26 protein-coding genes are annotated in these 22937 nt (G+C 62.0%); 16 read left to right on the top strand and 10 right to left on the bottom strand.

From position 1 onward, the window contains the following. Position 1 precedes the first annotated feature (1 nt). The 3 genes from AC04SF_RS22390 to AC04SF_RS22380 all read right to left on the bottom strand — a co-directional run bounded on the left by AC04SF_RS22390 (position 2) and on the right by AC04SF_RS22380 (position 2966). Positions 2-1063, bottom strand: coding sequence for an ABC transporter permease (locus AC04SF_RS22390; RefSeq protein ID WP_488479560.1), 1062 nt, complete (start codon positions 1061-1063; stop codon positions 2-4). Between the two features lie 54 nt (positions 1064-1117). Continuing rightward, the gene (locus AC04SF_RS22385) at positions 1118-2047 is read right to left on the bottom strand and encodes a sugar ABC transporter substrate-binding protein (RefSeq protein ID WP_488479559.1); all 930 of its coding nucleotides are present in this window, start codon (positions 2045-2047) and stop codon (positions 1118-1120) included. Positions 2048-2309: 262 nt separating this feature from the next. Beyond that, positions 2310-2966, bottom strand: a complete 657-nt coding sequence (locus AC04SF_RS22380) for an outer membrane protein (RefSeq protein ID WP_488479558.1) — start codon at positions 2964-2966, stop codon at positions 2310-2312. Positions 2967-3379: 413 nt separating this feature from the next. On the opposite strand from AC04SF_RS22380, the gene AC04SF_RS22375 reads away from it, so the two are divergent. The 9 genes from AC04SF_RS22375 (at position 3380) to AC04SF_RS22335 (ending at position 11406) form a co-directional block, all read left to right on the top strand. Beyond that, entirely contained in the window at positions 3380-4144 is a 765-nt protein-coding gene (locus AC04SF_RS22375) for an SDR family oxidoreductase (RefSeq protein ID WP_488479557.1), read from the top strand. Beyond that, on the top strand, positions 4141-6210 hold the full coding sequence (gene uvrC, locus AC04SF_RS22370; protein WP_488479556.1) for an excinuclease ABC subunit UvrC: 2070 nt from the start codon (positions 4141-4143) through the stop codon (positions 6208-6210). The genes AC04SF_RS22375 and uvrC overlap by 4 nt, the downstream gene beginning before the upstream one ends. 97 nt (positions 6211-6307) lie before the next feature. Beyond that, complete coding sequence (gene pgsA / locus AC04SF_RS22365; RefSeq protein ID WP_013896263.1) at positions 6308-6904, top strand: CDP-diacylglycerol--glycerol-3-phosphate 3-phosphatidyltransferase; 597 nt, start codon at positions 6308-6310, stop codon at positions 6902-6904. Position 6905: 1 nt separating this feature from the next. Beyond that, positions 6906-7163: a molybdopterin converting factor subunit 1 gene (gene moaD, locus AC04SF_RS22360; protein WP_027034532.1), complete on the top strand. Its 258-nt coding sequence runs from the start codon at positions 6906-6908 to the stop codon at positions 7161-7163. A gap of 5 nt (positions 7164-7168) precedes the next feature. Next, the gene (locus tag AC04SF_RS22355; RefSeq protein WP_488479555.1) at positions 7169-7648 is read left to right on the top strand and encodes a molybdenum cofactor biosynthesis protein MoaE; all 480 of its coding nucleotides are present in this window, start codon (positions 7169-7171) and stop codon (positions 7646-7648) included. A gap of 93 nt (positions 7649-7741) precedes the next feature. Next, the gene (locus tag AC04SF_RS22350; protein ID WP_488479554.1) at positions 7742-8506 is read left to right on the top strand and encodes a YbaY family lipoprotein; all 765 of its coding nucleotides are present in this window, start codon (positions 7742-7744) and stop codon (positions 8504-8506) included. 196 nt (positions 8507-8702) lie between these two features. Beyond that, positions 8703-9446 (top strand): (Fe-S)-binding protein, encoded by a 744-nt coding sequence (locus AC04SF_RS22345; RefSeq protein WP_488479553.1) that lies wholly within the window; start codon positions 8703-8705, stop codon positions 9444-9446. Then, positions 9443-10828, top strand: coding sequence for a lactate utilization protein B (locus tag AC04SF_RS22340; RefSeq protein WP_488479552.1), 1386 nt, complete (start codon positions 9443-9445; stop codon positions 10826-10828). The genes AC04SF_RS22345 and AC04SF_RS22340 overlap by 4 nt, the downstream gene beginning before the upstream one ends. Next, on the top strand, positions 10825-11406 hold the full coding sequence (locus tag AC04SF_RS22335) for a LutC/YkgG family protein (RefSeq protein WP_488479551.1): 582 nt from the start codon (positions 10825-10827) through the stop codon (positions 11404-11406). The genes AC04SF_RS22340 and AC04SF_RS22335 overlap by 4 nt, the downstream gene beginning before the upstream one ends. 129 nt (positions 11407-11535) lie before the next feature. Here the strand turns inward: AC04SF_RS22335 and ndk are convergent, their stop codons facing one another. Then, a complete protein-coding gene (ndk, locus tag AC04SF_RS22330; RefSeq protein ID WP_008875017.1) occupies positions 11536-11958 on the bottom strand; it encodes a nucleoside-diphosphate kinase in 423 nt (140 codons plus the stop codon). A 367-nt stretch (positions 11959-12325) separates the two neighbouring features. On the opposite strand from ndk, the gene AC04SF_RS22325 reads away from it, so the two are divergent. Continuing rightward, entirely contained in the window at positions 12326-12583 is a 258-nt protein-coding gene (locus AC04SF_RS22325; RefSeq protein ID WP_096456543.1) for a DUF2934 domain-containing protein, read from the top strand. A gap of 83 nt (positions 12584-12666) precedes the next feature. Here AC04SF_RS22325 and AC04SF_RS22320 read toward each other — a convergent pair whose 3' ends face one another. Continuing rightward, the gene (locus AC04SF_RS22320) at positions 12667-13359 is read right to left on the bottom strand and encodes a glutathione S-transferase family protein (protein ID WP_488479550.1); all 693 of its coding nucleotides are present in this window, start codon (positions 13357-13359) and stop codon (positions 12667-12669) included. Positions 13360-13427: 68 nt separating this feature from the next. On the opposite strand from AC04SF_RS22320, the gene AC04SF_RS22315 reads away from it, so the two are divergent. Next, positions 13428-13940, top strand: coding sequence for a DinB family protein (locus tag AC04SF_RS22315; RefSeq protein ID WP_095202479.1), 513 nt, complete (start codon positions 13428-13430; stop codon positions 13938-13940). 39 nt (positions 13941-13979) lie between these two features. Here AC04SF_RS22315 and AC04SF_RS22310 read toward each other — a convergent pair whose 3' ends face one another. Next, positions 13980-14570 (bottom strand): GNAT family N-acetyltransferase, encoded by a 591-nt coding sequence (locus AC04SF_RS22310; protein ID WP_488479549.1) that lies wholly within the window; start codon positions 14568-14570, stop codon positions 13980-13982. Positions 14571-14635: 65 nt separating this feature from the next. Beyond that, positions 14636-15595 carry a LysR substrate-binding domain-containing protein gene (locus tag AC04SF_RS22305; protein ID WP_488479548.1) on the bottom strand — a complete coding sequence of 320 codons (960 nt, stop codon included), beginning with the start codon at positions 15593-15595 and terminating at the stop codon, positions 14636-14638. Between the two features lie 112 nt (positions 15596-15707). Between AC04SF_RS22305 and AC04SF_RS22300 the strand changes: the two genes are divergently transcribed. The 4 genes from AC04SF_RS22300 (at position 15708) to AC04SF_RS22285 (ending at position 18223) form a co-directional block, all read left to right on the top strand. After that, positions 15708-16544: a hypothetical protein gene (locus AC04SF_RS22300; RefSeq protein ID WP_488479547.1), complete on the top strand. Its 837-nt coding sequence runs from the start codon at positions 15708-15710 to the stop codon at positions 16542-16544. Then, complete coding sequence (locus AC04SF_RS22295; protein ID WP_488479546.1) at positions 16538-17416, top strand: DMT family transporter; 879 nt, start codon at positions 16538-16540, stop codon at positions 17414-17416. Before AC04SF_RS22300 ends, AC04SF_RS22295 begins: the two co-directional genes overlap by 7 nt. Next, positions 17409-17612 carry a hypothetical protein gene (locus AC04SF_RS22290; RefSeq protein ID WP_095202476.1) on the top strand — a complete coding sequence of 68 codons (204 nt, stop codon included), beginning with the start codon at positions 17409-17411 and terminating at the stop codon, positions 17610-17612. The genes AC04SF_RS22295 and AC04SF_RS22290 overlap by 8 nt, the downstream gene beginning before the upstream one ends. 161 nt (positions 17613-17773) lie before the next feature. After that, entirely contained in the window at positions 17774-18223 is a 450-nt protein-coding gene (locus AC04SF_RS22285) for a Ros/MucR family transcriptional regulator (RefSeq protein WP_096459093.1), read from the top strand. Positions 18224-18288: 65 nt separating this feature from the next. Here AC04SF_RS22285 and AC04SF_RS22280 read toward each other — a convergent pair whose 3' ends face one another. Together AC04SF_RS22280 and AC04SF_RS22275 are read right to left on the bottom strand one after the other, a co-directional pair. Continuing rightward, complete coding sequence (locus AC04SF_RS22280; RefSeq protein WP_488479734.1) at positions 18289-18825, bottom strand: Crp/Fnr family transcriptional regulator; 537 nt, start codon at positions 18823-18825, stop codon at positions 18289-18291. Between the two features lie 438 nt (positions 18826-19263). Beyond that, the gene (locus AC04SF_RS22275; RefSeq protein ID WP_488479545.1) at positions 19264-19470 is read right to left on the bottom strand and encodes a hypothetical protein; all 207 of its coding nucleotides are present in this window, start codon (positions 19468-19470) and stop codon (positions 19264-19266) included. 636 nt (positions 19471-20106) lie between these two features. Between AC04SF_RS22275 and AC04SF_RS22270 the strand changes: the two genes are divergently transcribed. Further along, positions 20107-21984, top strand: a complete 1878-nt coding sequence (locus AC04SF_RS22270; RefSeq protein ID WP_488479544.1) for an ABC-F family ATP-binding cassette domain-containing protein — start codon at positions 20107-20109, stop codon at positions 21982-21984. Between the two features lie 64 nt (positions 21985-22048). Here the strand turns inward: AC04SF_RS22270 and AC04SF_RS22265 are convergent, their stop codons facing one another. Further along, positions 22049-22876, bottom strand: a complete 828-nt coding sequence (locus AC04SF_RS22265; protein WP_488479543.1) for an aldo/keto reductase — start codon at positions 22874-22876, stop codon at positions 22049-22051. Positions 22877-22937: the final 61 nt, after the last annotated feature.

The following is a 22937-nucleotide window of genomic DNA, read 5'->3' as shown; positions in this document are numbered from 1 at the left end:
CCTAGCCCCTCGCGAAGCGGCGGCCGATGCCGCCGAGCGCCACGGCGACGACGAGCAGGGTGCCGGTGAACAGGAACTGGGTGAAGATCGGCGCGCCGATCATGGCCAGGCCGTTGTTGCCGACGGCGACCGTCAGCACGCCGATCAGCGTGCCGAGAATGTGGAACTGACCTTCCCTAAGCGCCGCTGAACCGAGGAAGGCGGCGGAGAACGAGGTCAGCATGAAACTGTCGCCAGCCGTCGCCTGGCCGGAGCCGAGGTTGGAGGCCATCAGCACGCCGCCAATGGCCGCGCATGTGCTGGCAATGGCGAAAGCGACGATGCGGCTGCGGTCGACGGCGACGCCGGCGCGGCGCGCCGATTCCGGACTGACGCCGATCGCCTTGATGTGCTGGCCCTGCACCGTGCGGTTGAGGATCACCCACAGAAGGATGAGCACCACCGCCATGATGATGACCAGATGCGGTACCCCGGCGATCCGGCCGATGGCGATCCTGGTGAACTCACGTGATTGGGTGAGCTGCAGCGGGATGCCGCCGGAATAGGCGTAGTTCAGCCCGACGACGATGGTGCCGGTGCCGAGCGTGGCGATGAAGGCGTTGACGCCGATCTTGGAGACGACGAGTCCGTTGACGATGCCGACGATCGTGCCGAGCGCGATGACGAGAACGACGGCCAGCGGGATGGACAGACCGCTGCTCAACAGGCCGACCACGAGCAGGCCGCAAAAACTCGCGACATAGCCGATGCTGAGATCGAAATCGCCGGCCACGAGCGGCACGGTGAGGCCCACCGCGACGATGGTGCCGATCGCCATGTCGTTGATGATGTTGCGGAAATTGCCGATCGTCGCGAAGGTCCCCGGCTGCAGCACCGAGAAGATCGCCAGCATCAGCGCCAGCACGATGATGGTGCCATAGGTGCCGAGCAGGCGCATCAGAAGCGCCCGCCGGTCACGCATGCCGGGAGGGAGAGACCCGGCCTGCGCGACCGGCAAGGCGGCCTCCGCCGGAGCGGAGGTTTCGGGCAAGGGATGATCAGCGGTCATGACGGCTCTGTGCATGATGGAACTCCGGTGTGACCGGGCGTGCCCGGCCGCACCGTCAATCTGCAGGACTTACTGCGGATTGTCCTTCATGAACTGGTCGACATTGTCCTTGGTGACCAGCGTGTAGCCCGGCACGAAGGATTTCGGCTGCCACTTGTCGCCGGCCGCCAGTATGTCGGGGATCTGGTCGACCAGCATCTTGCCGGCGGACGTCAGGTCGACGCCGAGCGTCGCGGTCATCGTCCCGTCCTTGACCGCCTGGACGGCGGGCGCCGTGGCGTTGAACGAATAGACCTTCACATCGCTGCGGCCGTTCTGCTTCAGCGCCGCGATCGCGCCCATGGCGTTGTCGTCATAGCAGTTGAAGATCGCGAAAGGCCCCTTGGCATTGGCATTGGCGGCAAGCCAGGCACTGGTTGCGGCCTGCGAGGATTCGGCCGCACCTGGAATGCTGATCTCGTGCGACGTTGCCTTCAGCCCCGGATTGGCCTTCACCGCGGCATCGAAGGCGTCGGCCCGCTCGCGGCACGGAATGCCGGGGTGATAGGTCAGGTCGAGCACGGTGCCGGCATTGCCTATGTCCTTCAGCATAAGGTCGAGCAGTGGCGGCGCCGCTCCGGTGCTGGCCGAAAGCGCAATGCCGTCGGCCATGCCGCCGCCGGCGGAAAGCACCGGAATGTTGGCATCGGCCGCCGCTTGCAGCCCGGCGGCGAGGCCGGTCGAATCGAACACCGTGACGATGATGGCGTTCACCTTCTTGGTCGCCAGTTGCTTGATCGAGGTGATCGCCTGCGAAGGATCGCCATTGGCGTTGAGGGTTTCCACCGTCCAGCCCTTGGACTGGGCCTCCTTGCTCATCGTGTCGACCATCTGGTTGGTGTCGACGTCGGAGGTCGAGAAGGTGACGATGCCGATCGTCAGCTTGTCATCGGCATGTGCTGCCGGCGCGAAAGATGCCGCGACGAGCGCCGCGGTAGACAGTTTCTGAAAGCGGTTCACGTTGCAAATCCCCTTTTGACCGAGTGTTCCGGTTCGCATCCCGACCTCGCCTGGCCTTGTGTCAGGCCTGTTTGCGGGGTCGTCACAGGTGCATCTGTTTGTTCGTGCGAGACACGTACTAACTATAGGCACAAGGCTCGGGAGCGTGCAACGGCTATTTTGCGGGCTTCTCCTGTTCCGCAAGGGGAGGCAGGTGGGAGGAGACAGGCAATAAAAAAGCCGGGCGCGAGGCCCGGCTTTTTCGTGTCGTGGCTTGAACGACTTAGAACTTCATACCGACGCCGAAGGTGACGCGGTTGTCGGTGGCCTTGACCTTGCCGATACCGTCGAAGTCCTTCGAGCCGAAATCCGTGTAACGGTACTCGACACGGCCGAAGATGTTGTCGGTCAGCTTGATGTCGGTGCCGACGCCGGCCGTCCAGCCGATCATCGTGGCGCGGTCGCTGGCGCCGAGGACGGTGTCTTCCACCTTCAGGCTTCTGCCGGCGAGACCGCCGGTGCCGTAGAGCAGGATTTCGGGGGTCACAGCGTAGCCGAGACGGGCACGCAGCGAGCCTTCGAAGCCGGCCTTGGAGTTGATGCCGTTATCGTCACCCTTGACGCCGTTGTAGCCGAGTTCGGCTTCACCGCCGTACACGAAGTTCTCCTGCTGCCACTGATAGCCGCCGAAGACACTGCCGATGAAACCCTTGGTGTCGGTCGAATCGCCGAAATCCTTCTCCTTGGTACGGCCGCTAAAGCCATAGCCGAGGTTGATACCGGCGTAAGGGCCGGCCCAGGATGCGACAGGCAGTTCGGCAACCGGAGCGGGTGCCGGGGGCTCTTCCTGGACGACGTCTGCGGCATAGGCAGTACCACCGAGGGCGAAGAGCCCGAGCGCAACGGCCAACGGCCGTGCGAATTTGAGATTGGCTTGCATTGTTCTTTACTCCTTAAGCCACAGGACACAGGCTTGTTTCTCACGATCGCCATCAACCCGTCCGGGGGGTGAAACGGATCTGGCGTTCGTCGGTTCCAAATGTCGTGTCAAAATGCGGCTGAAGCGAACCTGAACTTGGGTCATTACCCGGCGCGAATGAGGCGGAACCTTGACGTTGCATCTTCGCAACAGCGAAATGTCAGCAGCCATTTCATGCTGCGCTGCACACCGCTTGGTACAAGGAGTCCAGCGTCCTATATTGCGGTCCGGCGGGTCCGGCTCCAAGACGAGTCGGCATGCCGAACCGGGCGTTTCGCCACAATGCTGCCCCAGGTGCGAATGCCGTTTAACGCATGCCGAGCCATATTTCGTCGGCGTCGTGTTTTCGGGCCGAAATTGAGGATTGACAACAGATGAGCAAAGCCACTGCCGCGGCGCTGGTGACGGGCGGGGCCAAACGGATCGGCAAGGCGATTGTCGAAGACCTCGCCAGCCATGGTTTTGCGGTCGCCATCCACGCCAATCGCTCGGGCGACGAGGCCGATGCCTTGGCCGCGGGAATCAAACAGTCTGGCGGTCGCGCAGCGGTGGTAAGTGCCGACCTGACGGACATGGACGCCGTCAGCGACCTCGTCGGCCAGGCCGAAGCCGCGCTGGGCCCAATCTCGCTGCTGGTCAACAACGCTTCGCTCTTCGTCGACGATTCCGTTGAGGATTTCGACTGGCAGGCCTGGGACCGCCACTTTGCCATTCACGTGAAAACCCCGGCGCTGTTGGCGCAGAATTTCGCCCGCTCCTTGCCGGAACGGCAGGAGGGGCTGATCGTCAACATCATCGACCAGCGCGTCTGGCGCCCGACGCCGCGCTATTTCTCCTATGCGCTGTCCAAATCCGCGTTGTGGACCCAGACGCAGATGTTGGCGCAAGCGCTCGGCCCGCGCATTCGTGTCAACGCGATCGGTCCCGGCCCGACGCTGAAAAATGTGCGCCAGGACAATTCCGACTTTGACGCACAGCTCGCCGGCCTGATCCTGAAGCGCGGCCCGGAATTGCCGGAATTCGGCGCCACCATCCGCTATCTCTGGGATGCGCGCTCGGTCACTGGCCAGATGATCGCGCTCGATGGCGGCCAGCATCTTGCATGGCAGACGCCCGATGTGACAGGCATGGCGGAATGAGTCCTTTGGATCACAAGAACAAGCCGCGCGGCGGCGCCGATGATCTGCCTCCCGAAATTGACCTCGAGGATGAGGCGCTGGAGGAGATCGTCGAACCGGCCGGCCCGGATGTTGCCTTCACAGCCATCGACTGGACGCCGCATGCCGGCGATGCCGAAGGCATGGTCGGTGCCGAGGTGATCCAGACGCTGGTCAAGCGGCTGCCCAACGCGCCCGGCGTCTACCGCATGATGAACGCCGCCGGCGACGTGCTCTATGTCGGCAAGGCGCGCAGCCTGAAGAAGCGCGTCACCAACTACGCGCAAGGCCGGTTCCACACCAACCGCATCGGCCGCATGGTGCGCGAGACGTCGACGATGGAGTTCGTCGTCACCCGCACCGAGATCGAAGCGCTGCTGCTCGAAGCCAATCTTATCAAGCGCTTGCGGCCGCGATTCAATGTGCTGATGCGGGACGACAAGTCGTTCCCCTATATTCTCCTGACCGGCGACCACGTGTCGCCCGGTATCTACAAGCATCGCGGCGCGCGGTCGCGCAAGGGCGACTATTTCGGCCCCTTTGCCTCGGCCGGCGCCGTCGGCCGCACCATCAATTCGCTGCAGCGGGCCTTCCTGCTTCGCAGCTGCACAAATTCTTTTTACGAGAACCGCACGCGGCCGTGCCTGCTCTACCAGATCAAGCGCTGCGCCGGCCCCTGCACCGGCGAAATCTCGCATGAGGGCTATGCCGAACTGGTCGCCGAGGCGAAGGATTTCTTGTCCGGCCGCAGCCAGAAGGTGAAGACCGAGATTTCGGCCGCCATGCAGCAGGCATCTGAAGACCTCGATTTCGAACGCGCCGCCATCTATCGCGACCGGCTGGCGGCCCTGTCGCATGTGCAGAGCCATCAGGGCATCAACCCGGCGACCGTCGACGAGGCCGATGTCTTCGCCATCCATCAGGAAGGCGGCCAGGTCTGCATCCAGGTGTTCTTCTTCCGCACCGGCCAGAACTGGGGCAACCGCGCCTATTTCCCCAAGGCCGATCCGGCGCTGGAGGGAGCGGAAGTGCTGGGCTCGTTCCTCGCGCAGTTCTATGACGACAAGCCGACGCCGCGTGCCATTTTCCTGTCGCAGACCGTCGAGGACCAGGAATTGCTGGCCGAGGCACTCTCCACCCGCGCTGGCCGCAAGGTGGCGATCTCGGTGCCGCAGCGCGGCGAGAAGAAGGATCTGACCGACAACGCCCTGCAGAACGCCCGTGAGGCGTTGGGCCGCAGGCTGGCCGAAACCTCGACGCAAGGGCGGTTGCTTGCCGGTTTCGCCGAGACCTTCGGCCTGGCCAAGCCGCCGGTGCGCATCGAGGTCTACGACAACTCGCACATTATGGGCACCAATGCGGTCGGCGCTATGGTCGTGGCGGGACCGGAAGGGTTTGTCAAAAACCAGTACCGGAAATTCAACATCCGCTCGACCGAAATCACGCCAGGCGACGATTTCGGCATGATGCGCGAGGTGATGGAGCGGCGTTTTTCGCGATTGCTCAAGGAGCATGGCGATGTTGCCGTGGCCGACGATGCGGCAGCGGGCGAGGCGGCCGATGATATCGAAGACGATGTCTCCGGCAGCTTCCCGGCCTGGCCCGACGTCATCCTGATCGATGGCGGCCAGGGTCAGATGACGGCGGTGCGCAAGATTCTCTCGGATCTCGGCATCGAGTACCGCGTCGTGGCGATCGGCATCGCCAAGGGGCAGGACCGCGATGCCGGCCGCGAGCGCTTTTTCGTCAAGGGAAAGGCCTCGTTTTCACTGCCGGTGCGCGATCCCGTGCTCTATTTCGTCCAGCGCCTGCGCGATGAGGTCCATCGCTTCGCCATCGGCTCGCACCGGGCGCGGCGCAAGAAGGAGATGGTCAAGAGCCCGCTTGACGAGATCGCCGGCATCGGCCCCGGCCGTAAGCGCGCGCTGCTGTTGGCATTCGGCACCGCCAAGGCGGTCAGCCGCGCTGCGATCGAGGATTTAAAGAAAGTCGACGGCATTTCCGAACAGATCGCCAAACTGGTCTACAATCATTTCCACGAAAGTTAGAAAATTCTGCAGTTTCAGCTGGCCAGTCGAATCTGCCCTGTTGACCCCCTACATTGCCTTCTGATTTGAGTACGCAGGCAGAAAGAGTCCACAAGATATGGCCCAGCGCGCGTTCAACCTGCCCAACATGCTGACCTACGCCCGCATCATCGCGGTGCCGCTGGTGGTGCTGTGCTTTTTTCTTGAAGGCCATCTGAAATCGAGCGACTTCGCCCGCTGGTCGGCGCTGGTCATTTTCCTGCTGGCGTCCATCACCGATTATTTCGATGGCTATTTTGCCCGCGCCTGGCAGCAGACCTCCAACATCGGCAAGATGCTCGATCCGATCGCCGACAAGCTGCTGGTCGCCACCTGCCTTTTGCTGCTGGCGGCCGATACCGACCGCCACGCCGGCATTGCCGGCTGGTCGCTGTGGGCGGCGATCATCATTCTGTGCCGCGAAATCCTGGTTTCGGGCCTGCGTGAATATCTGGCGGCGCTCAAGGTCTCGGTGCCGGTGACGCAGCTTGCCAAGTGGAAGACCACCATCCAGATGGTCGCCATCGCCTTCCTGCTGGCGGGGCCGGCCGGTGACAAGATCTTCCCGCTGACCACGCAGACCGGCCTGGTGCTGCTGTGGATCGCGGCACTCGTCACGCTCTATACCGGCTACGACTATTTCCGCGCCGGCCTCAAGCACATTATGGACGAGTGAGATGACGACCCGTCTCATCTATTTTGCCTGGGTTCGCGAAAGGATCGGCATGCCTGAGGAGGATGTCGAATTGCCCGCCGGCATCGAGACGGTCGCCGACCTTTTGCGCTGGCTGCAATCGCGGGGCGAAGGCTACGAACACGCACTGCAATATCCCGACGTGATCCGCGTTGCCATCAACCAAGAACATGTCGACCACCGCGAGAAGATAGCGGGCGCGCGCGAGATCGCCCTGTTCCCGCCGATGACCGGGGGCTGACACCCATGTCGGCCGCCCTGGTGCCGAGCGTGCGCATCCAGCGCCAGGATTTCGACGTTGCCGCCGAGATCGCCGGGTTGACGCAAGGCCGTGCCGATATCGGCGCGGTGGTCACTTTCTCGGGTCTTTGCCGGGACGAGCAGGGCGCGCTCTCGGCATTGGAGCTTGAGCATTATCCCGGCATGGCGGAGGCCGAGATCGGCCGCATCGCCACCGAGGCGGTTCAGCGCTGGCCGCTGCAAGGCCTCACCGTCATCCACCGCCATGGCAAGATCGTGCCCGGGGAGAACATCGTGCTGGTGGTGGCCGCTTCGGCGCATCGCCAGGCGGCGTTCGAGGCGGCGAACTTCCTCATGGATTATCTGAAGTCACGGGCACCCTTCTGGAAGAAGGAGCATCGCACCGATGGTTCGGAGGGCGGCTGGGTCGAGGCCAAGGAAGCCGACGCCCAAGCGGCGAAGCGCTGGAAATCGCCCTCCGAATAATCCTGTCGCAGCCACGCATTGACCGCAATCCTTTGGCCAACTGCGCAGGGTTGATCAACCCGGGGATAGGCAACCCGGGCAAGGGAGGTGGTCATGCTGGGCAGGCTCGCGGAGTTCTTCGTCTTCGGTTTCGTGCCTCTGGTCGTCGGCATCCTGGCTGTGCCGGAACTGTCCGTGGCCGCTGAAAAGGCGGTGAGGGGCGAGGTGATCTATCGCGAGCGCATCGCCCTGCCGCCCAGCGCAGTGCTTTCAGTCCAGCTTGCCGATGTCTCGCTGGCCGATGCGCCGGCCAAGATCATCGGCGCGCAGACTGTCAAGCCGGCCGGCCAGGTGCCGATCAGCTTCGAGATTAAGTTCGATCCATCGGTGATCCGGCCGCAGATGACCTATGCGTTGCAGGCGCGGATCATCGTCGACGGCAAGCTGATGTTCATCTCCGATGTGCGTCATCAAGTCGATCCACTGACCGATGCGCCGCAGACCATCATGGTGAAAATGGTCGCGCCAGGCACCGAGCCGACCGCTTCCGTCTTTGGCCAGCTCTGGGTGGTCGACTATGTCGACGGCATTGGCGCCATCACCGCGCCGCAGGCGACGTTCAGGGTCAGCGAGGCCGGCAAGGCCGGCGGCAGCGGCCCCTGCAACACCTATTTCGCCACCGCCAAGGTAGATGGCCTGGCGATCGCGATCAGCGAGATCGGCTCGACCTACAAGGCTTGTGCGCCAGAGGTGATGGCCGAGGAAAAGGCGTTGTTCGATGCGTTGGCCAAGGCGGCATCATACCATGTCGATGCCGGCAAGCTCGCCATATCAGACAAGGACGGCCGCGAAATCCTGCGCTTCAGCGCCGCGAGCTGATTTCCGGATCGGCGTCACGTCGCGGCCGTCTCCTTGACCATAACCTTGACGATCTCGAAACACGCATCCAAGTCAGCTCAGCTCGGCTCTCGACCGGGGGGAGAGCAGCCGTCATCCGCCGGATGACTCGGCCTTTGCGGCCACCTATACTCCGTGCGCCTCAGGCGAAAGAAAATGCGATGCGTAAAGCGCTGCCATGAAAGTCGCTCTCTTTGTCCCGTGCTTTATCGATGCGTTTTATCCGGGGGTCGGCATTGCCACGCTCGAGCTGCTGGAGCGCCTGGGTCTGGACGTGGACTATCCCGAAGAGCAGACCTGCTGCGGTCAACCCATGGCCAACAGCGGCGCACAAAAGGAAGCGGCAGGCGCGGAGGCTGTCTTCGTCAGCAACTTCGCCGGCTACGATTATGTCGTCGGACCTTCGGCGAGTTGCATCAATCATGTGCGGTCCCACCTGACCGCGATCGAGCAGACTGCGTCCGTGCGTCACGTCAGGGCGGCGGCCTATGACCTGACCGAGTTTCTTCACGACGTGCTGGACGTGCGTGAGTTCCCCTGGGCGGAATTTCCACATCGCGTCGGGCTGCACAACAGCTGCAGCGCCCTCCGGCATCTGCGCCAGGCGACAGCATCCGAAATCGATGAGCCGCCGTTCTCGAAGCCGCGTGCCTTGCTGGAAGGCGTCAAGGGGATCGAGTTCGTCGCACCGTCTCGGCCGGATGAATGTTGTGGCTTCGGCGGCACGTTCTCCGTCACCGAAGAGGCCGTTTCCGTGCGAATGGGTCAGGACAGGGTACGTGATCATCTGGCCGCGGGCGCCGAATACATCGTGTCCGGCGACATGTCGTGCCTGATGCACCAGCAAGGCTGCGCCGATCGTATGAAGCTCAATGCGCGCTTCATCCACATTGCGCAAATTCTGAATGGCGCTCGGGCATGAGCAAGCGGGTCGATCACGCCAAGGCCGCAGGCAATTTCCTCGCCAAGCCGGACCACGTGTCGTTCCACGACCGGCGGCTTTGGGATTTGCGGTTGAAGCGCGACGCACAGGCGCGCGGCTTACCCGAATGGGAAACCCTTCGCGATCTCGCTTCCGGCATCAAGGAGCACACGCTCTCTCATCTCGCCCAGTACGTGGAGCAGTTTGTCGATGCGGCCGAAGGCAACGGCGTCGTCGTCCATTTTGCCGCCGACGCCCGCGAGCACAATGAGATCGTCTTCAGCCTTTTGTCCGAGCGCGGCATGACCACGCTGGTCAAGAGCAAGTCGATGCTCACCGACGAATGCGCGATGCGGGCCCATCTCGAGCCACGTGGCATCGTGGTGATGGAGACCGATCTCGGCGAACGTATTCAGCAGCTCGACAATCAGGACCCAAGCCACATGGTTGTTCCCGCGGTGCACAAGCTGCGCAGCGACGTGGCCGAGTTGTTTGGCCGCACCATCGGCACCGATCCCGCAAACAGCGACATCCATTACCTCGCCGAAAGCCAGCGCATGGACACGCGCCCGCATTTCCTGCGCGGCAAGACTGCGGGCATGACCGGCTGCAATTTCGCGGTCGCGGAGACGGGCACAGTTGTCGTCTGCACCAACGAGGGCAACGCCGACCTGTCCGCCAACATTCCTCCTTTGCACATTGCCTCGATCGGCATCGAGAAACTGATACCGCGCCTTTCCGATCTCGGCGTCTTCATCCGGATGTTGTCACGCAGCGGGCTGGGTTCGCCGATCACGCAGTACACCTCGCATTTTCGCAGCCCCCGGCCAGGCACCGAGATGCACTTCATCCTGGTCGACAACGGCCGCTCTGAACGCCTCGCCATGGAGGACTTCTGGCCATCGCTGAAATGTATTCGCTGCGGCGCTTGCATGAATACCTGTCCGGTCTATCGCCGCAGCGGCGGCCTATCCTATGGCAGCACCTATTCGGGACCGATCGGAGCCATCATCAATCCGACCTTCGATCTGCAGCGTTTCAGCGCGCTGCCCTTTGCCTCGACGCTGAACGGCAGTTGCACCAGCGTCTGCCCGGTGCGCATCAACATCCACGAACAGATCTACAAATGGCGCGAGGTGATCAGCGCACGGCACGAGACACCGTTCGTCAAGGCGGAGGTGTTGAAGATGGCCGGGCGGCTGCTCGCCAGCCCGACATTGTATCGCGCCACCATTGCCTCGCTTGGCGGTGCCTTGAAACGGCTGCCCAACTTCCTGCTTTACAACCCGCTGAATATCTGGGGCCGGCAGCGCGACCTTCCCGATGCCCCAGTGCAAACCTTCCGCGACTGGTACCGCGAAAATCGGAAGCAGCCGAGATGACCTCCCGCGACGTTTTCCTGGCGAAAATACGCAAGGCACAACCTTCGCCGGTGTCGCTGCCCGACGTGCCGCTCTTCGCCACGCCCGCAGGCGATCGCGCCTCGCGCTTCGCGACGGCGCTGGCGCTCATGGGCGGCACATGCGTCACGCTGCAAGGTCTTGGCGAGGTTCGAACCTGGGTAGCCGATCGTTTCGGCTCGGATGCTGTGATCGCATCCGCGGTGCGGGGAATCGATGGCAACAGGGCGATCAATTATCGAACCCTTCCCGCATCGCTGGAGGATGTCGCCGTCGGCATCGTGCGGGCGCGCTTTGGCGTCGCCGAAACGGGCTCCGTGTGGTTCAGTGAGGACGAATACGTCGTCAATGCGATCGGCTATCTCGTGCAGCATCTTGTGGTGCTGCTTGATCCCATGCGGATCGAGGGTGGGCTTCAGGAAGCCTATCGCCGGCCAGACTTCAGGACCGCCCGCTACGCCGCATTGGTTACCGGACCATCCGCCACCGCCGATATTGAAGGCATCATGATCCGTGGCGCCCAAGGCGTGAGATCGTTGACGGTGGCGCTTGTACCTTGATGCCCAAAGTGTAGCAGCACCGCACGCATACGGACGCGCTGAATATCGACGTGCTCCGAATACGATCGGTCAGAAGAAAAAGGCCGGCGAAACGCCGGCCTTTTCCAATTCAGACTTGATGATATCGGCTCAGCCGACGATCTCGGTGTCCGAGAACCAGTACTTGATCTCCTGCGCGGCGGTTTCCGGCGCGTCGGAACCGTGCACCGAATTCTCGCCGATCGACAGCGCATGCACCTTGCGGATGGTGCCTTCGGCGGCGTTGGCCGGGTTGGTGGCGCCCATCACTTCGCGGTTCTTGGCAATGGCGTTCTCGCCTTCCAGCACCTGGACGATCGTCGGCGCCGACGACATGAACTCGACCAGCTCGCCGAAGAACGGACGGTCCTTGTGGACGGCGTAGAAGCCTTCGGCCTCACGGCGGCTCATCCACACGCGGCGCGATGCGATGACGCGCAGGCCGGCGTCTTCGAGCATCTTGGTGATGGCGCCGGTGAGGTTGCGCCGGGTCGCGTCCGGCTTGATCATGGAAAAGGTGCGTTCGAGCGCCATGGGTCGTCCTTGTCTGAGAATGGAATTGAGAGTGGCGGGCTCTATACAAGCCGTCCGGAGCCAGAGCAAGGGGTGAGGAGCGGTCCGCAAAGCGGACGGAAAGCCAATTGCTTGGCTTTCCGAGTAACGAACGGTGAAAGCCCGGTCCGCCTTCGGGCGGATTGAAAGGTCCAGTGGACCTTTCAAAGGGTTTGAACGCCCGAAGGGCAGGGAGCGATAGCGAAGGGCCGGAACAGTGCGTGTTTCTATGCAAGGCTGGTGTCGACAAGGCGAGCCGGGAGACGAGATCAGATGGCTGCACAGCAACGCTTTGCTTGCTATAGTCACGTGTCGGCGCCGCGCTGAAGTCGGCCCGAATGGAGACAACATGACCATGGCAGACGATCGTCAGGAGCGCATTCGCAATCGCGCACATCAGATCTGGCAGGAAGAGGGGCAACCGGCTGGTCACCACGAACGCCATTGGCACCAGGCGGCAGCCGACATCGATCGTGAGGACGCGGGGAAGAAGCCGGCCAAGAAGGCATCTGCCGCTGGCAAGGCGAAAGCCGCCCCCAAGGAAGAAAAAGCTGCCGCGAAAGCCAGCAAGCCGAAGACCAGCAAGCCAAAGAAGGCGGCCAAGTAAGGCCCGCTATTCTGCCGCTGATTTTCGCCACGGATTGACGGCGCCCAAGCTGCCTTGCGGGCAGGGCAGGCGTTTTGCGGGTGTTAGGCCGCCGCGGCGACCTTTCGTCCAAGCCCGCCATGCAGGTCGAGGCAGCGGGCGAACCATTGCGCCACGACGTCGCTGTTTTCGAGCAGCTGATAGGGCGTAGCGATGCGCGCCCATTGCAGCGCGCCGAAGACGATATAGTCCGCAAACAGCGGTGCGGCGCCGCCAATGAAGGGCTGGTAGCTCAGCATCGAGCGCAGTGGCTCGAGCGACGCCCGAAACGCCGCCAGCCCGGCGTCGCGGGCCGCGACGACGTCTTCCAGCCGCTTGCCCAGGCGCTGCTCCCGGCTCTGGCGGAAATAGGTGGCGTTCTCCTCGTCCTGCATGGTGTGGAGATCGACGATCGCAGCAGTGGTGACATAGGGGTGGATGGTCAATTGCGACCAGCGCTCGATGAAGCGCGCCATCGCTTTGCCGCCTTCGCCGCCAAACAGCGTCGGCCGGTCCGGGTAGGCCTCGTCGAGATAGAGCGCGATGGCGAAGGAATCGATGACGACCTTGTCGCCGTCGCGGATCACCGGAACGGTTTTCGAAGCACCGCCCTCAATGGTAGGGACCTCGAGAAAACGCGTCGGCGCGGTTGAGATGTCGAGCCCCTTGTGAGCCAGCGCCATCGTCGCCTTCCAGCAATGCGGGCTGAACGGACGGCTCTCATCACGCCCGACGAGATCATAAAGCAGAATGGTCATTGGCGCGGGTCCCTTTGCGGTCTAGGTATCGCTCGCGACATCCCGAAAACGGGGCGGCGGGAGAAAAGATGAAACAGCACTTCATGATGTTTGCTGCGTACAATCAATGGGCCAATGGCCGCATCTACGATGCCGCCGCCGATCTCGATGAGGAGGAATTCAATCGCGATGTCGGCGCCTTCTTCGGCTCGCTGATGGGCACGCTCAACCATTTGCTCGCCGCCGATCGCATCTGGATGAAGCGCTTCACCGGCGAAGGCGATGCGCCGACAGCGCTGGATGCCATCCTGCACCGGGCCTTGCCCAATTTAAGGATGGCGCGCGAGGCGGAGGACCGGCGGATCATCGACTGGCTCGGCGGCTTGGGCGACAAGGCGCTGTCGGGCCGCTTCACCTATATGACGGTGTCGGACATGCGCACCGTCTCGCAGCGTCTGGCGCCCGCGCTGGCGCATGTCTTCAACCACCAGACCCATCATCGCGGCCAGGCGCATATGATCCTTACGGTTCTCGGCCGACCTTCGGTGCCGCTCGATCTGGCGCATTTCCAGCGCACCGAAGAGGGCAGGGCTTTCGCCTGATCCAGATTGTTTCGTTCTAAACCGAGCGGCCTGCGCTGACTATCGCCGCATCTTCTGCAGACGCATGGCCTTCACGTCAGGCCATTCTGAATCGATGATGCTGAACCGCACGGAATTGCGTTTCCGGCCGTCCGGCATGATCCGCTCATTGCGAACGATCCCTTCCTGCTTTGCCCCTATCCGCAGAATGGCCGCTCTCGATGCGTCATTGAGTTCATCGGTGGTGAACTGCACCCGCACACACGCCATGGCCTCGAAGGCATGGGCCAGGAGAAGGTACTTTTCTTCGGTGTTGACCCCTGATCGCTGAACCGAAGCGCTGAGCCACGTGTGCCCAATCTCCAATTTTCTGTTCACGCGGTCGATCTTCCAGAACCGCGTGCTCCCACAGATCGCTCCGGTGCCGCGCAGGATGATTGTATAGGGCATGACGGTCCCGGCCCTTCGCCCGGCCAGGGCGCAGGCGACATAGTCATCGATCGTGGCTGGCCCGGGAACCACGGTGGCCGTCAAGTTCCACAGCTCACCGTCCGAGGCTGCAAGCAGAAGGCCCTGCGAATGCCCAGGCTGAAGCGGCTTGAGTTCAACAATTTTGCCGGCCAGGGCGGGTTGCATGGATTGGACGTCCATCAACCGTTGGTCCTCAATTTTCTGACCGGCGGGCATCGGGGGCAATTGGGGGCTGATTCCGAATTTCAGACAGCTTCGGCAGCTAGGTCGTGGGCTTCGCTATCCAACTGGCGTTGCGTGAGAGCCGCTTCCGCCATCACCCATTGCTTGAACAGCAGCACCTTGCGTGCGGCAAGGCTCTTGTTGGGGGAGACGAAATACCAGCCGGCTGTGTTTGGGTGGTGTACGGCAAAAGGCGCGACCAGCCTTTCGGCGCGGATGTCGCTGGCCATATAGGCACGGTTGGCCACGGCAAAGCCCATTCCAGCATTGGCCGCCTCGTAAGACATCATGCACGAGTCGAAATAGATGCTTTTGGTTTCGCTGAGCACGAAGCTGGCGCCGGCGAAACCAAGCCAGGATTGCCAGTTCTGGGTGCAGGTGTCGGAATGCAGCAGCGTGAAGTGCTTGAGGTCGTCCGGTGTCACCTTTGACACCGGCTTGTGGCCGAGAACCTCATGGAACAGCTTGCGGCTGCACACTGGCGTGAGGTCTTCCCGAAACAGCAGATCGGATGGCAGCCCGTTGAACTGGCCGTCGCCGTAGCGGATTTCGAGGTCGAAATCGGAGCTTGTGAACTCATGCGTCGCGTAGGAGGTCGAAACCCGCATCACGATATCGGGATATTGCCGCTGGAATTGCGGCAGGCGTGGAAACAGCCAGCGCGCGGCAAAGGTCGGCAGCACGGATATCTTCAGCACATGCTCCTGCGATTGCCCGGTCGCCTCCATACTGGCGGCGACGATCCGCTCCAGCGCTTCGCGAACGCGGGAGACATAGGTCTCGCCTTCCGGCGTCAGCGACACCGCATTGCCGCCGCGCTGGAAGATCTTGAAGCGCAGTTGATCCTCAAGGCTCTTGACGCGCTGGCTGACCGCCGAAGCGGTGATGAATTGCTCTTCGCCGGCTCGCGTGAAATTGCCGTGGCGCGCAGCACTCTCCACGATTTTCAGCGAATTGAGGTTGACCTGACTGAGCAGACGCACGGGCTTCGACCTTAAGCTGGGCTTACAGTAGCACCAGCATTCCTAATTTTACAGGGGGGGCTAATTTAATCGACTGTTAACCAAGTGTTTGCCCCCCACTTGGAGAAGTACAATGAACGCACATACCATACCCGAACTGCGCTACGCGATGAGCCGTGAGGCCATTATCGGCCATGAAACCGCTTGGAAAATATCGAGTTTCGGCGTTGCGCAGTATCTGCATGGCTATGATCCGGCCCTGCTTGCAGCGATCGAGGAGGCCGCTTTGAAGCTCAAGGCCAGCCATGCCGTGCACAAGCACCTCGATCTGACCTTCATCACGGGTGCCGACCGTTTCATCCCCGAAATCAAGGAGTTGCTGCACGACAAGCTGCGCCTGGAGCGGCTGTCGGACATGATGGGCACGAAGCTGGAGCCCTATCCGCTGTCGATCGTCGGTTCGACTGTCACCTTCATGAATCCAAGGGACGGTGCCGTCGAATGGCATTGCGATGGCGTTCCGGTTACCGAGCTCATTCCGCTGTCGATCAGCGATCCGCTGGTCGGCGGCCATCTCGAAATCTATTGCGACGATTCCGAAACCGGCCGCGCCATCCTCGAATCCGGCCGCGAGATTCCGCGCAACCGCATCATGCGTATCGATCACAAGATGAATTACGCGACGCTCGGGCAGTTCCTTGGCGTCCTGCATCGCACGGCACCGATCCAGTATGGCGACCGCGTCACCCTGGTGCTCAACCAGCGCTCGGTGGCCAAGCCCTATGTCGACGACAACAGAATGTTCTATCTTGCCGCCGACAATGATCACGACCGCGAATGGGTCAACGAGCTGGCTGAAGACGTTTGGACCAACCAACTGCCGGCCTATCGCCGGTTCGAGGCGGAGCATCCCACGCCCGCCCCGGCTGCCGAAGCACGGGTTCCGGGTGGAGCCAGGGAATCATGGTAGCCAAATCCGCGCTGGTCTTTGCCGCCGGCGCGGTGGCTTTGTGGTCGACCAATGCCTTGGTCGGCAAATCCCTGCTGGCGACCCATCCGGTATCGCAGGTGCAGTTCCTGCAATTTGCGGGAGCTGCACTGGTCTTCGCCCTGATCCGGTTCACGAGCCGGGAGGGCGCCCCGCCGGTGGCGCCCAGCGGCGCGTTCGCAGCGTTCGTTGTCGGCCTCATCGGTCTGGTCGGTACCATGGTGCTGCAATACATCGCCTTCGCCTCGATGCCGGTGATCGAAGCCAATCTCGTCGCCTACACTTGGCCCCTGATGGTTGCAGCGGCAGTGATCGCCTTCGAAAATCCGCGGCGTCCGGCTTTGCTGGGCCTTGCCGCGGCCCTTGGGTTCGTCGGCGTCGCCCTGGTGATTTCGGGAGGGCGTGATCGCACCTGGTTCCAGGGCGACCTCGTCGGCTATTTCGCCGCATTTGGATCCGCATTGTGCATGGCGTTCTATTCAGTGACGGTGGGACGGCTCGGTACGTCGCCGGAGCGACTGTTGCTGCCCTCGTCGCTGATCGGCGTCGCCTTGACGCTTTTATGGTCAGCTCGCGAAGGCGTCGCTTGGCCGACCGGGGTGGATCTGGCGCTTGGGCTCTATCTCGGCGCTGGCCCGATGGGGCTGGGCTACTATTTCTGGTCGCGCGCCTTGAAGCTCGAAGGCAGCGGCAAGGTCGCGGTCGTCGCTTATCTCACGCCGATCGCGTCGACGCTGCTGCTGACCCTGTCCGGTGAACGGCTGACGACGACCGCCATTGCCGGCGCCGTCCTCGTCATCGGCAGTTGTATCGCGGTCGGTCTGGAACGGTCGGAGGCGCAAGACTATGTTTGATGACAATGAACGTCTCGCCAGGCAAGAAGCGCATTGGCTCATCAAGGAATTTGGGGCCGAAGCACCGCTTTATGCTGCAATGAAGGCCGAAAAGGCGATTGAGCAGAAGGATTTCGGGCGCTGTGCCCGCTGGAAGCGTATTCTTGAGATACTGGCTGATGGCCGGACAACCAAGTCTGCCGCGTCCAAGTATTAGATTTTCTAATTTGCATGACGTCGATTTCCAATAAAAATAGTTAACGTCAAGTCTTGATTCGTTTTGGAGCTTGGCGGCCCGTTGGGGGACGCGGTTAAAGAGATACATCGACAAAAGTCTTCGCTGGGGTGGATGACTTTGTCGCAAATAGGGTGAAAGAATTGTCAAATATCGAGGATAAGACCGTTATCGAGCTAACGGCCGATATTGTCTCGGCCTATGTAGGCAACAATCCGCTTCCGGCTTCCGGCCTGCCTGACCTGATTGCCAGCGTGAGCGCATCGGTTCGAAAGCTGGCTGGTGCGGCCGTGGTGGAAAGCCCGAGCCTTGTTCCGGCTGTAAATCCGAAAAAGTCGGTGTTTCCCGACTACATCATCTGCCTGGAGGACGGAAAGAAGTTCAAGTCGCTCAAGCGACACCTCAGGACAGACTATGGTTTGAGCCCGGACGACTATCGGGCCAAATGGAGCCTGCCGCCGGATTATCCGATGGTCGCTCCGAATTACTCGGCGACCCGTTCGGCGCTGGCAAAGTCGACAGGGCTTGGCCGCAAACCGGCAGCAGCGCCGGCCGCCGTGGCAAAGGGAGCGAAGCGCAAGGCAGCTGGCTGAGCGCGAGGCCACCCGGCCAGGACGCGACACCCAATGGAACCCGGAATGCGGCTCTGCCTTCCGGGTTACCGCCTTATCTGCGGCTGATCGTGCAGAACCACGTTCAGCAACGAACTGTGCACCACGAGTTTCCCATTGTACTCGATGAATCCGAGGTCACGGAACTTGTTCATGAAGTAGCTGACTCTCGGCCGCGTTGTGCCAATCATTTCGGCTAGCGTCTCCTGGTTGACCTTGCCGAGAATGGGTTCAGGCTTTCCTTCCTTGCCGAAATTTGCCAGCAGGAGAAGTGCCCGTGCCAGGCGCTTTTCGCTCGAATTGAAAAGCTGATCGACCAGATCCTCTTCGACGCGGATGGTTCGTGTCAGAAGGTGGGCGATGAACATTTCCGAAAATGCCGGCTCGTTGTGAATGACGCGCATGATCGCCTTCTTGTCTATCTGCATGATCTCGCAATCCGTCATCGCAACTGCCGTTGCCATGCGCCGGGTCTGGCCGGCCATGCAACCTTCACCGAAGAAATCGTTGGTCCCCATTATTGCGACGACAGCTTCCTTTCCCTGTTCGGACAGGACACTGATCTTTACCTGGCCCTCATTGATGTAGAAGACCGAAGCTGCGACATCGCCTTGCGAGAATATTTTCTGGTTGGGCCATAACGTGTAATCGTGCGCCCAAGATCGGCTTTCGCCAGAAAACCTTTGGATCGAACGGCTGATCTGACTTTCCTTCCATCAATGACCTCATCCACTGACATCATGATGCGGGCGAGGCTTCAGCCTCGATGGAACAGAATCCAACATCTCGCGGGACCGGTCAATATTGACCAGACGCGGCTCGCTGCGAAGGCTATCCAGATGCGGCCGGCGTTATTCGTGTCTTCCTCCCCCGATCCTCTGGCGCCTTGATGAGTCCCTGGCCGGAGCTCTCGTCAGGCAAGGCATGCCTGTCGCAGTGTTCGGAATGGTTGGGAAGCCGCTTGCGAAGCGGTTTGACGTCGATGATCCGGGGTGAGCGGTAAGCGGACCGCGATCGCGACGCTAACGAGACACAGTTCCTTGTGCCAAGGGTCCCTGGGATGCAACTTCCTCACGCAAAGTGTCGGCAATTTCTGTCAGGCTGTGTCCGGCCTCGGGATGAGCGTCGAGCAACAGGCTGGCAATGGCTGCTATGTCCAGCCTGCGCCGACGCCGCCCGGCATCGGAAACGACATCTGCAATCTTGAGCGCCAAGGGAAGCGTGGGCATCCTCGAATCTCCGCCGCCTTGGTTTATCCGGGTCCTGATGGGAGTTTTGGCGGCCCTCCCGTTTCTGTGATGCAGGGCTGTTTCCTCTGCCGTGCTGAAAATCCCCGGCCGGGGCTCCTGCTGTCGCAACCAACTGTGGCTGGGGGCAGTCGGGTTTCGTCAGCCTGCGAAGCCTAGGATGCGCACCGGCCGGCCGTCTGTTCAATATTGACCACCCCAGCGCGGACGGGCGTGCTGATAGACTTCACCTCGAGCCTTTGCGTGCAGGAAGAAGGCAGTAATTGTTGCAATTCAAAGCGGGGCTAACTCAATCGCGGGTAGATTTTTGCAAGAAAAGATCGAAAAATTCCAAAGAGTCAATTATTGTCGGCTCTTGGCCCGAATTGGACGCGCTGCGATCACCTATCCCTCTGATTTTGTTGACCGTAAGGTCATCAAGGATCTCCGGCGATGAGCGTCGTCGCGTTTCACGATCAGGCCTGTTCGGACTGCTCCGGCGGTGGTCGAGGATAGGCGCGAATTTTCGCGGACAGGGCTACCAATTCGGACCATCGCTCCCGCCCGTCTTCAGCCTTGTGCGGCCAACTGGCCCGCAAGGTCTTGCGAAGCGCTGATGTCCGGTGCAAAAGCGCGGCCATGCTGATCATCAATGACCTTTCGCTCCGCATGGCCGGGCGCCTGCTTCTCGACCACGCCTCGTTGACCTTGCCGGCTGGCACCAAGGCCGGTCTTGTCGGTCGCAACGGCACCGGCAAGACGACGCTGTTCAAGGCCATCACCGGAGATTTTCCCTCCGAGACCGGCTCGATCAGCCTGCCGAAGAACACGCGGATCGGCCAGGTGGCGCAGGAAGCGCCGGGAACCGAGGAGCCGCTGATCGAGATCGTGCTCAAGGCCGACCTCGAACGTACGGCGCTGCTCGAGGAGGAAAAGACCGCCACCGATCCGCACCGCATCGCCGACATCCACATGCGGCTTGCCGACATTGACGCGCATTCGGCTGAGTCCCGCGCGGCCACCATCCTGGCCGGCCTCGGCTTCGACGATGCCGCGCAGCGCCGTCCGGCCTCGTCCTTCTCCGGCGGCTGGCGCATGCGCGTGGCGCTCGCTGCCGTGCTGTTTTCCGAGCCCGACCTCCTGCTGCTCGACGAGCCGACAAATTATCTCGATCTCGAAGGCACGTTGTGGCTGGAAAACTACGTGTCGAAGTATCCGCACACAGTTCTGCTGATTTCGCACGATCGCGACCTGCTCAACCGTGCCGTGAACTCGATCGTGCACCTCGACCTGAAGAAGCTGACCTTCTGGCGCGGTGGTTACGACCAGTTCGAGCGCCAGTATACCGAGCAGAAGGAATTGCAGGAAAAGGGCCGCGTCAAACAGGAAGCTGCCCGCAAGCACATGGAGTCCTTCGTCGAGCGTTTTCGCGCGAAGGCGTCCAAGGCCAGACAGGCGCAGTCGCGCATCAAGGCACTGGAAAAGATGAAGCCGATCGCGGCCATCGTGAACGATTCGGTGCGGCCGTTCTCCTTCCCCGAACCGGTGAAGACGGTTGCCTCGCCGATCGTGGCGCTGAACAACGTCAATGTCGGCTACACAGAGGGCCAGCCGATCCTGAAGAAGATGACGCTGCGCATCGACGCCGACGACCGCATCGCGCTGCTCGGCGCCAACGGCAACGGCAAGTCGACCTTCGCCAAGCTTCTGTCTGGGCGGCTGAAGCAGGAGAGCGGCACCATGACGGTGGCGCCCGGGCTGAAGGTGGCGATCTTCGCCCAGCACCAGCTCGACGATCTCCGTCCGGAAGAAAACGCCTATGAGCATGTGCGCCGGCTGATGCCGGAAGCGCCGGAATCGAAGGTGCGCGGCCGCGTCGCCCAGTTTGGTCTGACGACCGAAAAGATGAACACGCCTGCCAAGGACCTGTCCGGCGGCGAGAAGGCGCGTCTGTTGATGGGCCTGTCGGCCTTCGAGGGGCCGAACCTGTTCATCCTCGACGAGCCGACCAACCATCTCGACATCGACAGCCGTGAATCGCTGATCCATGCGCTCAACGAATTTCCCGGCGCCGTGATCCTGATTTCGCACGACCGCCATTTGCTTGAGGCGACCGCCGACCGGCTGTGGCTGGTCAAGGATGGCGCGGTCAACCCGTATGATGGCGATTTGGAGGACTACAAGACGCTGGTCACCGGCGTGTCCGGCGATCGCCGCGGCAAGCGCGAGGCGGACAAGGCGTCAAAAGCCGACCGCCGCCGCGACGCCGCCGCGCGCCGTGCCGCCTTCGAGCCACTGGCCAAGGAAATTCGCGCCACCGAAGCGCTGATGGACCGCATCCGCAAACGCATCGACGGCATCGAGGACGAACTGGCCAATCCGGCGATCTACGAAAAGGATCCCTCGACCGCGACACGCCTGGCCAAGGAACGCTCACAGCTTGCCCAGACACTCGCCGGGCACGAGGAGAAATGGCTGACCATGTCGGCCGAATATGAGGAAGGCACGGCGGAGTAGGGCGGCCGACTTTGTCGCAAAACCGCGATTGGGACCGATCACAGCGCCAGCCCATGCCGCAATTTCATGCAGCGGCATCCCAATCGGGCGCAAAGGGTGGCCGAACGAAGCGCTGGTCCTTCGGGAGAGCAGCGATCGTCGCGCGATCCTCATCGTCGAGCTGGATGCCGAGCGCATCGAGATTGGACTTCTGGCTTTCGGGGTGGGCGGCTTTCGGGATCACGATGACGCCCTCCTGGTCCAGAAGCCAGGCGATGGCCATCTGCGCGGCGCTGCAGCCATGCTTGCGCCCGAGGCCGGCGAGCGTTGCGTCACTGGCGGCCCGGCCCTGGGCGAGCGGCGCGTAGGCCGTCAAGGGGATGCCTTTGCCCCGCAGGTAGGACAGCATCCGGTCCTGGGACAGGAATGGGTGGTATTCGAGCTGGACGCTCGCGATCGGCGCGCCTATCTCCTCCACGGTGCGGCGCATCATCGGCATGTTGAAGTTGCACACGCCGATCGCACGCGTGAGGCCTTGCTCCTGCAGCGACATCAACGCCCCCAGCGTCGCCTTGATGTCCAGGTCTTTGGACGGCCAGTGGATCATGTAAAGATCGACATGGTCGAGCCGAAGCTTGCCCAGGCTGGCGTCAAAGGCCCGGCGCAACGCAGCCGGCGCAAGCTGGTCGTGCCATACCTTCGTCGTAACGAAGAGCTCGTTCCGGTTCACGCCTGACGCTGCTATGGCGGCGCCGACGGCGGCTTCGTTCTCGTACATCGCCGCGGTGTCGATATGCCGGTAGCCGAGCGCAATGGCGCTCTCGATGACCGGCTGGGCGTCGTCGCCCGGCATGCGGAACGTGCCGAAACCAAGGCGCGGAATCGCAATGCCGTGCGTGATGATCGATTCCATGATGTTTTCCTTTCGAAGCTGTGGCGGCGGCAGGGCACGGGCGACCGCCACCGCTTCGCGC

The sequence above is a fragment of the Mesorhizobium sp. CNPSo 4671 genome, assembly GCF_057784245.1.
Note: the sequence above shows the minus strand (reverse complement) of the source record. Positions and strands in the feature narration are given on the sequence as shown.